This window comes from Nocardia sp. NPDC058519 (assembly GCF_042719755.1).
Taxonomy (GTDB): Bacteria; Actinomycetota; Actinomycetes; order Mycobacteriales; family Mycobacteriaceae; genus Nocardia.
On record NZ_JBHXNK010000018.1, the window covers coordinates 102784 to 116280 of the forward strand.

Genomic DNA, 13497 nt, shown 5'->3' on the forward strand with positions numbered 1-13497 from the left:
GCCGGGCAGGGGCGCCGTCATCTCCCGCGCAGATGGTCCGCGACGATCGGACCGATCTGCTTCAGTGAATGCGGAGCCATCAGCTCGTCGTGGTCGAAGTTCACCGGGTAGTCGTCGATCCGGCCGGACAGGTAGGGACGCCAGCCGGCCAGTGCCGCGCCTTCGCCGTCTTCGGCCGCGAAGAACACCACGTCACCGGTGAATCTCGACGGCGCCGCGGTGCGGTCGATCCGGGTGATCGCGAGCAAGCTGTCGACCAGCTCGCCGATCTCGCCCTCCGCCAGACCACCGAACACCCCACCGAATTCGGCGGCGTAGCCGCGCACGGTCGCCGCGGTGACGGTCACCGGATCCAGACCGCTCACGTCGTAGCCCGCTCGTTCGAGCCAGCGGTAGTACAGCGTCGACAGGTCCGGCGGTGGATCACCCACTGCCCCAGGCGGATCCACGTCCGCGTAGGCGTCCAACAGCACGAGCAGCGGTACCTCGTGCCCCCAGCTCTCGAGCACGGTGCCCACCATCTGGGCGATCCGCCCGCCCAACGACCAGCCGAGCAGGTAGTACGGCCCCTGCGGCTGGAGCGCGACGATCCGGGCGGCGTAGCTGCGCGCCAGGTAGGGAATGCCGGGGGCGGCCAGGTGGTCGGCGTCGATGGCCGTGGCCTGGAGCCCGTAGACCGGCCGGTCCCGATCCAGATGCGGGAGCAGGCCCGAATACATCCACGCCAGACCGAGTTTGGGGTGCACGCAGAACAGGGCGGGCTTGTCGCCGGTGCGGCGGATCGGCAACAGCGGCGCGAACGCTCCCTCCTCCCTGGTACCGGTCGGCAGTGCCGCCACATCGCCGATATCGACGATGCGCGCCAGCGCGGCGACAGTCGGGGCATCGAAGACGGTCCGCAGCGCGACCTCCACACCGAGTTCGGCCTGCACCCTGGCCACCAGCCTGGTCGCCAGCAGCGAATAGCCACCGAGCTCGAAGAAGGAGTCGTCCGCGCCGACCCGTTCCACGCCGAGGATCTCGGTGAACAGCGCGCACAGCGTTTCCTCGGTCGAGGTCGTCGGCGCGCGGTGCGGTGCGGACGCGCCGAGCTCCGGTATCGGCAGCGCCCGGCGGTCCACCTTGCCCGACGGGCGAAGTGGTAGCTCGCGAAGGCAGACGACCGCGGCGGGAATCATGTGTTCGGGCAGCCGGCTGCGCAGGAACCCGCGCAGCTCCTCGCCGGTGACCGGGTCGTCCCCGCTGGTGGCGCAGTAGCCGACGAGCACCGCCACCTTGGTCGAGGACCGGGTCGTGACGACCACGGCATTGCGGACCGAACGGTGTTCGGCCAGTACGGATTCGATCTCCTGCAATTCGACCCGCATCCCGCGGATCTTGACCTGGTCGTCGGCTCGGCCACGGAACTCGAGGGTCCCCTCCGGGGTCCAGTAGCCGAGGTCGCCGGTCCGGTACATGCGCTCGCCCGGCGGGCCGAACGGGTCGATGACGAACCGTGCCGCCGTCGCCGCGGGATCGTTGGCGTATCCGCGGCCGAGGGGCAGCCCCGCCACGTACAACTCGCCCTGAACGCCGATCGGGACCGGCTGGAGCAGCTCGTCGAGCACATAGATGCGGGTGTTGGGATTCGGCCTGCCGATGCTCACCGAGCCACGTTCGGTGCCGGGCTGGTAGATCAGGTGGCTGACCCCGATCGTCGCCTCCGCCGGACCGTAACCGTGGTACATGATCGCATCGCCCAGCCGGTCCCGGAACCGGGTGAACAACTCGGGAGTGAGCGCCTCACCACCGCACCACACATGGTGGAGCGTGCCGGACACGTCCTCGATGCTCGGCAGCCCGAGCATCACGTCCAGCACCGAGGACACCAGGTAGGCGAAGCTGACCCGGTGTTCGGCGATGATGTCGAGCAGCCTGGCGGAATCCCGTTCGGCGCCGGGTTCGGCGATCACCAGCCGGGCTCCGGTGACCAGCGGCAGGAATATCTCGTTGATCGAGATGTCGAACCCGAGCGGGGCTTTGAACAGGGTCGCGTCACCGGGTCCGAATCCGAGGAGGTCGGCCTGCCAGAGCAGGCGGAAGCAGATCGGCCGGTGCCGGATCATCGCGCCCTTCGGGCGGCCGGTCGTGCCCGAGGTGTAGATGACGTAGGCGAGGCTGTCGCCGGTGAGCGCCGGTGCGGGGCTCGCGGGTGCGGCCGGCGGCAGCGGGGTGGTGACGGGATCCACGGCCAGCACGTCGATACCGGCCAGATCCGGTAGATCCGCGCGGTTGCTCGCGGTGGTCAGCACCAGTCGCGCGGCCGAGCTCCGGCAGATCTCGGCGATCCGCGCCGCGGGCAGCGACGGTTCCGCGGGCGCGAACGCCGCGCCGCAACGCAGGACGGCCAGCAGCGCGACGACGAGTTCGGCGCCGCGGTCGAGATGAATCGCCACGATCTGCTCGGGCCCGATCCCGTACGCGGCGATCCTGGTGGCCAATGCCGCTGCCCGGCAGTCGAGTTCGGCGTAGGTGAGCCGGGCGCCCGCACCGACCACCGCGACGGCCTCCGGCGCCCGCCGAACCTGCGCGGCGAACAGCTCTGGCAGAGTGACCTCCGGTTCGGGCGCCGCGGTGTCGTTGAACTCGTAGAGCAGCCTGCGGCGTTCGGCGGCGTCGAGCACGTCCAGCTCGGCGAGCCTCGTTTCCGGTGCGGCGGCCATGATTTCGAGTACCCGGAGCAGCTTGGCCAGCATCGACATCGCCGTCGTCGCATCGAACAGATCTGTGCTGTAACCGATTTCGAGGTCGAGCCCGGCTCGGCCCGGTCGATCGGTGAACCGGAACGACAGGTCGAATTTCGCGACCGGCAGTTCAGGGACGACGAGCAAGGTCCGCAGACCGTCCAGGTCGACCTGCCCCGGTGCGTCGTCGTAGGTCACCATCGCCTGGAACAGCGGATGCCGGGCAGGCGACCGTTCCGGATTCAGCGCCTCGACCAGTCGCTCGAACGGCACATCCTGGTGTTCGAGGCCGCCGAGGACCGCGTCTCGGCTGCGGGCGGCGATCTCTCGCAGGGTCGGATTGCCTGCGACGTCGTTGCGCACCACCAGGGTGTTGACGAAGAAGCCGACGAGGCCGGTCAGCGCGTCGTCGGTGCGGCCCGCGATCGGTGTGCCGAGCGGAATATCGGTTCCCGCACCGAGTTTGGCCAAGGTCACCGCCACCGCCGCCTGAACGATCATGAACTCGCTCGCGCCGAGGTCGCGCGCGAGTTCGCGCAATCCGCTCGCCGTGGACGCCGGTACGGATGCGCGCACGGCACGGCCGCGGTAGGACGGCTGCCGGGGACGCGGCCGGTCGGTGGGCAGGGCGAGTTCGTCGCCGATGCCGTCGAGAGTGTCCTGCCAGTAGCTGATCTGGGTGGCGGCGAGACCGGCGGGATCGTCGGCGGCGCCGAGAAGATCGCGTTGCCACAGTGTGTAGTCGGCGTACTGCACCGGCAACGGCGACCATCGCGGCGCACCGCCCGCGCGGCGGGCGCGATAGGCGGTGCCGATGTCGTCGAGCAGCACACCGGTCGACCAGCCGTCGCCCGCGATGTGGTGCAGCACCACCGACAGCACGTGCTCGTCTTCGGCATCCTCGTTCTCGCAGTGCCACAACCGGAATCGGATGGGGAGGTGGCGGTCCAGCTCGAACGAGTGCCCGGCGGCCTCGCTCAGCTCGATGTCCCACCGATCCGCGGCGATGTCGCGCACCTCGAGTTCCGGTCGGCACTCGGCCGCGTCCAGGATCCGCTGCCGAGGTCCTTCGGCGTCGGCACCGATGACGGTGCGCAGACTGTCGTGCCGCGCGAGCACGTCGGCGAGGGCCTCGCGCAAGGCCGCCACGTCGAGCGGACCGGTGATGCGCAGGGCGAAGGGGATGTTGTAGTGCGGCGTCGGACCTTCGAAGCAGTACAGGAACCACAGCCGCTGCTGTGCGAACGACAGGGGAATGCGGGCGTGGCCGGCCTGCGGTCGCGGTGACGGACGGGTGCCGGTCGCGGTGTGCTCGATCGTGGCGGCCAGGCCCGCGACCGTCGGCTGGTCGAAGATCGAGCGTGCGCTGATCTCGCGCCCCAGGCGGGTCCGGACCCGCGAGACGAGTCGCGTGGCGAGCAGGGAGTGCCCGCCCAGCGCGAAGAACGAGTCGTCGGCGCCGATCCGGGACGGGTCGTGGCCGAGGACCTCGGCGAACAGCGCGGCGAGTACCCGTTCGGTGTCGGTAACCGGAGGTCGGCTGCCGGTGCCGTCACCGAAGTCGGGAGCGGGCAACGCGCGCCGGTCGAGCTTGCCGTTCGCGGTCAGTGGGAGCCGGTCCACCTCGACGAACGCCGTGGGAATCATGTACTCGGGCAGTCGGTCACGCAGGTGGGAGCGCAACGCGACCGGATCCGGGGAACTGCCGACGACGTATGCGACGAGGTAGGTGCTGCCTGGCCGGTCGTCGCGGGCCACTACCGCGCACTGAGCCACGTCCGGGTGGGTGGCCAGGGCCGAGGTGATCTCGCCGGGTTCGATGCGGAAACCGCGGATCTTCACCTGGTCGTCGGCGCGGCCGATGTAGTCGAGCTGTCCGTCCGCCGACCGTCGGGCCAGGTCACCGGATCGGTACCGACGCTGTCCGGGCGCACCGAACGGGTCCGCCACGAACCTGGTCGCAGTGAGGCCGGGTCGGCCGAGGTAGCCACGCGCGAGTTGTGTTCCGCCGACGTAGATCTCCCCGTCGACGCCGACGGGGACCGGGCGCAGCGCGGGGTCGAGCACGGACACGTCCAGGCCGGGCAGCCCCCGGCCGACGGCGCTCGCCGCCGAGACCGTGTGCGCGGCACCGAGCGTCAGATGGGTGACATGCACCGTGGTTTCGGTGATGCCGTACATGTTGACCAGGCGGGGCGCGTCGTCGGCGTGGCGCCGGTACCACTCGGCCAGGCGCGTCGGTTCGAGCGCCTCGCCGCCGAACACGATGAGGCGCAGGGCGAGTGGGGCACCGGTGCGTTCGGCGTCGGCTCGCGCGAGTTCGTCGAAGGCCGACGGTGTCTGGTTGAGGACGGTGACCTGATGTTCGGCCAGCAGGTCGAGGAAATCGCCGGGCGACCGGGTCACCTCGCGCGGCACGACGATCAACCGCCCACCGTGCAGCAGCGGCCCCCACAGCTCCCACACCGAGAAGTCGAATGCCGCGGAGTGGAACAGCGTCCACACGTCGTCGGGGCCGAGATCAAGCAGTGGCCGTGCGGCGGCGAACAAGGCCACAACACTGTGATGGGAGACCACGACGCCCTTCGGCGTTCCGGAGGAACCGGAGGTGTAGATGACGTGCGCGGGGTGGTCCGGGTGCGGTCTCGCGATCGGCTCGTGCCGATCGAGCGGAGCGCCCCCGGACTCGGGCTCATCGTCGACGGCGAAGCAGCGGAGCCCGAGATCTCCCGGGACCGCCTGATTGTCGCCGGTGATCACGGCGGCGGGCGTGGCGTCGCCGAGGACGAATCGGATGCGGTCGGCCGGGTAGTCGGGATCGATCGGCACATAGGCCGCGCCGGACTGGAGGACACCGAGGATCGCGACCACGAGATCGGCGGAGCGGCCGAGCAGGATCGCCACCCGGTCCTCCGGGCCGATGCCCGCCCGAATCAGCTTGCCCGCGAGCCGCTGTGCCCTGGCGTCGAGTTCCGCGTACGTCAGTGCCACCGGCCCGCTCACGACCGCGACCGTGTCGGGCGCGCGGCGCGCTCGAGCGAGGAAGAGTTCCGGCAGGGTCGCGGCGGGGACAGCTACGGGGTCACCGTGCCCGGCCCGCAGGAAGGCAGCGCGTTCGGCGACGGTGAACGGGTCGATCGCCGCCACGGGCGCGTCCGGATGCGCGACGATCTCGGCGAGGGTCGCGACGAGCCGGTCGAGCAGCGTTCCCGCCGCGACGTCATCGAACGCGTCAGGCCGATATTGCAGAGTGAGTTCGAGGGCACCGGGCGCAGGCACGGCCATGAGCGTCAGCGGGTAGTGCGTGGCGATCGGGCGGTCGACGGCGCTACAGCGCAGACCGGCGTCGCGCTGCACCCGGGTGATCGCGTCGGCGTCGAACGGGAACGACTCGAACACCACCAGGGAGTCGAACATCTCCCCCACGCCGGTGCCGATCGCCTGCTGGATGTCGGCGAGCCCGACGTGATGGTGGTCGAGCAACGCCACCTGCTCGGCCTGCATCCTGGTGAGCAGATCGGCCAGTCGCTCACCGGCGGGAAGACGAACCCGGACCGGCACGGTGTTGATGAACAACCCGATCATCGATTCGACGCCGGGCAGGTCGGCGGGTCGGCCCGAGACAGTCGCCCCGAATACCACATCGTCGCGACCGGTGAGCCGTCCCGCGAGCACACCCCATGCGCTCTGGAGCACGGTGTTGACGGTGACGCCGAGGCGCTGCCCCAACCGGTTGAGCCCCGCGACCAGCTCCGGTTCCACGGCCCGGCCGACCTTGTCCGGCAGCGACGCCGATGTCCCCCGCACCTGGGGGGCGAGCAGCGTCGGCTCCCGAATCCCGTCCAGGGCAGCGGTCCACGCCGCCGTCGAGGCGGCGCTGTCGCGCTGCCGCAGCCAGGCGAGGTAGTCGCGGTAGGGCCGCGGTGCAGTACCGTTGCCCGCCGTTCCCGCGGTGGCGTAGAGGGTGAACAGGTCGCGCATCAGCAAGGGCGTGGACCAGCCGTCGCTGATGATGTGGTGGTTGGCCAGCACCAGGCGGTGCGACCGGTCGCCGAGGCGGATCACGAGCAGTCGCAGCAGCGGCGGCTGCTCCAGGTCGAACCGGGTGCGCCGGTCCCGCTCGACAAGTCGGCGGGCCTCGGTCTCGGCTTCGGGGTGATCGGACAGATCGACGTGCGTCCATGGGACCTCGACGGTGCGCAGCACGACCTGCATCGGCTCGTCGAAATCCCGGACGATCGCGGCGCGCAGCACCGCGTGCCGTGCGACCAGCGCGGCCATGGCCGCGCGCATCCGGTCCTGGTCGAACGGTCCTTCGAGGTCGAGGACGAGTTGCGCGACGTAGACGTCGATCGTCGCGGGATCGTGCTCGTCCCACGTCGCGTGGAACAGCAGTCCCTGCTGGAGCGGGGACAGCGGCAGGATGTCCTCGATCCCTGATCCTGGGGCGGTCACGACTTCCTCCATTTCGCTTCGAGGGCGTCGAGCTGGGATTGGTTCAGCGACACCAGGGAAAGGTCCGACGGCGTGTGGCCGCCTACTCCGGGCCCGGCCGCGTACCGGATCAAGGCCGTGAGCGCGGCACGCCACCGCTCGGTCATGGCGTGCACGTCGGCGTCGGTGAGGATTCCGCTCGCGTACATCCAGTGCGCGGTCATCCGCGCCCCGTCCGGTCCGACCTCGGTGACGGCGTTGACGACCAGCGCGGTCGGCACCGGCATCGCCGGATCGTAGGCGGCACCGAGCCCACCGCGGCTGATCGACCACTCGCCCGCCCCGGCGTCCACCCTGCCCAGATAGTTGAAACCCAGTTGCGGACCAGCGAATTCACGAAGTCGCGCCTGTGCGGCGGAGTCCAGATAGCGCAGCATCCCGTAACCGATGCCGTGGTCCGGCGTCGCACGCAGGTGCTCTTTGACGCGCTTGACGGCGACCCCGGCGGCCGGTCCGGCCGCGAATGCGTCGTCGAGGTCGATTCCCGCCAGATCGAGGCGGACCGGATATTGCGTGGTGAACCAGCCGACCGTGCGCGACAGATCCGCGCCCGGTACCGCGGACTCCTCGCGGCCGTGTCCCTCCATGAGCACCAGCACCGACTCGGCGTCGGATCCGCTGTCGCGTCGCCAGCCGGCGACGGCGAGGCCGAAAGCCGCCAGCAACGCGTCCTCGACGGTGCCGAAGAAGGCCTGGGGCACCGAGGTGTGGAGAGCTTCGGTCGTCTCGGCGTCCAGTTCCACGGTCACCGATTCGACGCTCGACCACGTGTCCCGAACGGGGTCCGGTCGGCGCGATCCCAGCAGATCGTCGGGGCCGTGCAAGACGGTCTGCCAGTAGTCGAGCTCCCCGGCCCGCGACGCGGCCTGCTCCACCGATCCCCGCGACCAGGTCCGCACGGAGCTGCCCACAGGGGGCGGCGCCGGGTCCGCACCGGCGGCGGCCGCGCGCCACGCGCCCGCCAGGTCCTCCACGAGAATGCGCAGCGACACCCCGTCGACCACCAGGTGATGGGCCACGAGCAGCAGCTGTCCCGGGCTCGACCCCGTGTCGAACCACACCACTTGCGCCATCACCCCGTTCACGGGATCGAGGCGGTCCGCGGCGGCCTCGCGTTCGTCGGCGACGAGGTCGGCCGTGATCGCCTCGGCGACTTGGACCCTACGGACGAGCGATTCCACGCGAATCGCGCCGCGCGGGCGGACATCCAGGTGTGGCTGCACCGCGCGCACCAGCCGGGCGCGCAGGACATCGTGGGTGTCGAGCACCGCGGCCAGCGCGGGCACGAGCGTGCCGAGGTCGAGGGGCGGAACGTCGACGAGCACCCACATGCGGTGCCGGTCACCGAGCAGACCGCGCTCGGCGAAGGACCGCATGATCGGCGACGCCTCGACCGTTCCGACCGGATCGTCGGGCGCGGCAGCGGGCCGCGGTTCGTCGTCGCGGGTCGCGTAGGCGGCCAGCGCTGCGATCGTGCGATGTTCGAAAACGTCCTTGGGCAGGATCTTCAGGCCGGCCTTCCGTGCCCGGCTGACGAGGCCGATCGCGAGGATGCTGTCCCCGCCGACTTCGAGGAACGAGTCGGTCACGCCGATGCTCTCGTTGTGCAGAACCTCGGCGAAGATCCTGGCCAGCGTTTCCTCCGCGACACCGGACGGCGGCCGGGAAGTGTTCGCGCCGATCACGAATTCCGGTGCGGGCAGTGCGCGGCGGTCGGTCTTGCCCGACGGTGACAGCGGTAATTCCGCCAGCACGACCACGGCCGCCGGGACCATGTGTTCGGGCAGTTCGCGGGCGAGATACTCGCGCAGCGCGGCACCGTCGGCGGAGCCCTCCTGCTCGGCGAGAACGGCATAGGCCGCCAGATACAGTCCGCCGGGTCCATCGGAGCGGCCGACCACGACCGCGCGGGCGACGGCGGGATGCCGCTCGAGCACGGCTTCGATCTCTCCCGGCTCCACCCGGTATCCGCGGATCTTCACCTGTTCGTCGACCCTGCCCACGAATTCGAGCGCGCCACCCGAGTTCCATCGCACCTGGTCGCCGGTGCGGTAGAGCCGCCCGCCCGACTCGGAACCGGCGGGGACGAACGGGTCGGCGATGAACCGCCCCGCGGTCAGACCCGGCCGACGCAGATATCCGCGAGCCAGCTGCACCCCGCCGAGGTAGAGCTCGCCGGTGGCGCCGACCGGAACCGGACGCAACGATCGGTCCAGCACATAGCACCGAGTATTGGCGACCGGGCGGCCGATCGGGATCGAACCCGCTGGTCGCGCCGCGTCATCGCCGATGCCGATGTCGTACAGCGTGCTGCCGACGGTGGTCTCGGTGGGCCCGTACTCGTTGATCACCTCGATCGTGCCGGTGGCCGGGGGCTGCCATCCGGTCAGCGCTTCCCCGCGCAGCGCTTCTCCGGCGATCACGAGTGTGCGCGGACCATCCGCGGCGAAGAGCTCCGACGGCAACAGCGGCAGATGACTCGGCGTGACCTTGAGGAACGACGCGGGCCCGGTAGCCGTCGCGATCGCGTCCGGTCCCTCCGCGCACAGCTCCACCACGCCACCGCAGAGCAGCGGCCCGTAGAGCGGCGTCACGGTGAAGTCGAAGGATATCGACGAGTGCAGCAACGTGCGTCCGGCCAGTCCGGTGAATCGGCGGATGGCCCAGTCCAGGTGGTTGCTCATCGCGCGGTGCGAGACGACAACGCCTTTGGGCACGCCGGTCGACCCGGATGTGTAGATGACGTAGGCGGGGTTGTCCGGTCGCAGCGGGGTGGTTCGGTCCCGATCGGACAGGGCCTCGCCCGACAGGGACGCCAGCCGCGCCGCGAAGTCCGGCGCGTCCAGCAACCCGCGGGGCACGCCCGCGTCCGGGAGCTCCGCGGCCACCGCGCTCGTGGTGAGCACGAGATCGGCGCGTGCGTCGTCGAGCATCAGGCGCACCCGATCGGCGGGATAGGACGGATCGACCGGAACGTACGCCGCGCCCGCCGCGAGGGTTCCCAGCGCCGCGACCACCATCTCGGCGGATCGCGGGACGGCCAGCGCGACGGTGTTCTCCGGTCCGATGCCTCGGCCGACCAGATACCGGGCGAGCCGGTTGGCGCGCGCATGCAGCTCGGCGTAGCTCACTTCGACTGTGGCCGAACCATTTCCGGGTTCGATGAGCGCGGTCGCCGTCGGCGTACTGGCGGCTTGTTCGGCGAAGCGGTCCGGCAGCGGGCGGGCGTCGGCCGGTGCCGCGGTGTCGTTCCATTCGCGCACGACCCGCTCACGTTCGCCCGGTGTGAGCAGGACGAGCTCGCCGATCGGTGCGGTGGGCTCGGTGAGTACGGCGTCGAGCAGCCGATCGAGCTGACCGAGCAGCCGCGCGACCTGGTCGTCGGCGCCCTCGCCCGCCGGATAGTTGGCCTCGACGGACATCTCGTCACCGTCGGTCTCGACCGCGAGTGTCAGATCGAAGCGGGCATCGCTGCCGGGGACATGTCGCCTGCTCACCTGGAAACCGGCGGCGCGCAGCGGTTCCAGCATCGGTGCGCGCAGCGACAGCACGACATTGAAAAGGCGCCCGTCACCGCGCGGCCGTTGCGCGTCGGCGGTTCTGGCGATGTCGTCGAGCTCGACGTGCTGGTGGATGTAGCCGTCCAGGCAGGTTGTCCGGCACCGAGCCAGCAGCGTGGCGAAATCGTCGGCGGGATCGACCTCGGCGCGCAGCGGGATCGTATTGCCCAGGTAGCCGATGACCGACTCGGCGCCGGCGAAGTCACGATTGACAACCGGTGCGCCCACGAGGAATTCGCGTGCGCCGGTGTAGTTGTGCACCAGCGCGGAAAACGCGGCGAACAGCACCATGAAGGTCGACGCGCCTTCGCGCCTGGCGAGCTCCCTGACGCGCCGCCCGGTGCCCTGTCGCATCGGCTGGGCCCGCTCCTGTCCCGGCCCGCCCGCTCCGCCGGAGATACCGGGCAGATCCAGCACCGCGGGCAAGGACGCGAGCTTGCCGCGCCAGTACGCGAGCCCGGCTTCGTCGGCAGCGCTCGCCCCGAGTGCGGCGTCGGCGAACTGCCTGGCCGCTCGATCGTGCGGCAGCGACGCGCCGCCGAGCAGGCGCCGGTAGCCGTCCATCAGCTCGCCGAAGAACACCGCCGTCGTCGCGTCGTCCCACACGATGTGATGAGCGACCACGACCACTGTGCTCGTCGCGTCGCCGGTTCGGATCACCCGGACCCGCAGCGGCGAATCCTTCGACAGGTCGAACGGACGCCCGGCGACAGCCCTGGCGAGTTCGTCGACGCGCACGGCACGCTCCCCGTCGACCAGCTCGCCGACGTCGAACTTGTCGTAGACAGCGGGCAGATCCTCGGCCACCACTTGCACGGGCCGGTCGTCGTCGATGCGATAGGTCGTGCGCAGGATGTCGTGCCGGGCGACCACCGCGTGCACAGCGCGCTCGAGCAGGTCCGGATCGAGCGCGCCGACAACGTCCACGCAGATCGTGACGTTGTAACCGACCGTCCCCGGATCGAGCTGCTGAATCGACCACATGCGCTGCTGGCCCGGCGAGAGCGGGCGTGGAGCATCGGAGGGGGGCGCCGAATCGGTCGGCTCCACTGCGGGAGCTTTGAGCAGTGCGGCCTCGGCCAGGCGGCGATGGAGCAGTTCACGACGACGTTCGGCCAGGTTCGCAGATCTGTCCGCACTCATGCGGGACCGCCTTTCGCTTCCGGGGCAACCGAATTCGGCTGGGCGATCGGCTCCCCCGAGATGGTCATCGGACTTCAGGCGTGCGCGGGTGTCACGGCGTGGAACTCACCGCTGTCATCGTCGAATGGACTGTGGGACATGCCATCTCCTCGATCCGATGAACACCGGGCCCCAGAAGTAAAGCAAGCCTTGCCTAATCATGGCAAGGGGTTGCCGACCGAACTAATCTTTCTCGCAGCGCGAGCAAATGCGTTCGCCACCAACGTGATCCGGCCTTTTCGGGTCACTCGACCGCTTGCGGATCGGCATCGACAGGTCGCGCTCCGACCGGACCGGACAGGCTCGCCCGACGCAGATCCGGCCTGCGCAGCGTCAGGGCAACCACCGCGACAACACAGACCAGGCCGCCGACCACGGGCACCGCGGCCGTCGGCAGAACACGCGAGAGCACCCCCGCGGCCATGTTCCCCACACTGGGAGCGACGGTTCCCTGCGCCAGCCACAGGCTGCCGACCCTGCCCTGTAATCGATCCGGCGTGCGCTGCTGCATCAGCGCTCGACGCAGAATCTCCGACGTGGTGTCCGCCAGACCCGCGAAGACCAAGGCCACCAAGGCAACCCACAGCGATGCCGTGAGGCCGACGCAGGCGATAGCCACACCCCAGACCACGACCACACCGGTGAGCACCACCCCCGTCGCGCGAACCCGCCCGGCCCAACCGCTGACGAACGCCGCCAGCAGCGCACCGGCGGCGGGCGCGGAGTACAGCAACCCCACCGTTTGCGGACCACCACCGAAGTGTTCGGTCGCCAGCTCCGGGAACAAGGCGTACGGCATGGCGAAAACCATTGCCAGGGTATCGATCAGCAGAATGCCGCTGAGTACCCGATCACGTCGGACGAACGAGATCCCCTCGGCGATCGAGCGGATCGGACGCCGTTCCCCCGCGGCCTCCGGCGGCGGCACCGGAGCGAGGAAACACAGCAGCACCGCGCTGATCACGAAGCAGAGGGCATCGAGAGCGAAACACACCGCCAACCCCGGTCCGGCGGCGATCACCCCGGCCAGCACCGGTCCGATCACCGCGCCGAATTGGATCGAGAGGGCGGTCAACGCGGCCGCGGCGGCCAACCGCTCGGGGCCGACCAGGGCGGGCACAAGGGCCATCAGCGCGGGACCACCGAGACCGTTGATTCCACCCGCCAGCACGGCCGCCACATAGACGACCCACAGGTGCGGAGCGGGCAGGGCCGCGTTGACAGCGAGCCCGACGAAGACGGCCACCACCGCCGCACGCGTGGCGACGGCGATCGTGCGCCGATCGGCCAGGTCGGCGACCACGCCGCCGGTCAGCATGCCGACGAGCAGCGCCACCCCGAAGACCAATCCCACCGCACCGACCTGGACCGAGGAGCCGGTGAGCTGATAGACCTGCACGTTCACAGCCACTACGGTGAGGTGCGTGCCCAGCATCGAAATCGCCTGCGCCGCAAGGACGAACCGGAATTCGGGTGCCGCACGCAGCGGTCCCACATCGATGACCACATCCCCCAACCGCACAGGCACCTCCAGCACT

Annotated in this window: 3 protein-coding genes; all 3 read right to left on the reverse strand. The window is 70.1% G+C overall.

Annotation, left to right across the window (positions count from 1 at the left end; genetic code table 11):
- Window positions 1-17: 17 nt before the first annotated feature.
- The gene (locus ACFWPK_RS20580; RefSeq protein WP_378918059.1) at window positions 18-7178 is read right to left on the reverse strand and encodes an amino acid adenylation domain-containing protein; all 7161 of its coding nucleotides are present in this window, start codon (window positions 7176-7178) and stop codon (window positions 18-20) included.
- Window positions 7175-11920: an amino acid adenylation domain-containing protein gene (locus ACFWPK_RS20585; RefSeq protein WP_378918060.1), complete on the reverse strand. Its 4746-nt coding sequence runs from the start codon at window positions 11918-11920 to the stop codon at window positions 7175-7177. Before ACFWPK_RS20585 ends, ACFWPK_RS20580 begins: the two co-directional genes overlap by 4 nt.
- Before the next feature lie 283 nt (window positions 11921-12203).
- Entirely contained in the window at window positions 12204-13496 is a 1293-nt protein-coding gene (gene entS / locus ACFWPK_RS20590; protein ID WP_378918061.1) for an enterobactin transporter EntS, read from the reverse strand.
- Between the last annotated feature and the right edge of the window lies 1 nt (window position 13497).

Bases quoted from the DNA above. Each gene is read 5' to 3' on its own strand.
- ACFWPK_RS20585 (WP_378918060.1), bottom strand. From the start codon at position 11,920: ATGAGTGCGGACAGATCTGCGAACCTGGCCGAACGTCGTCGTGAACTG.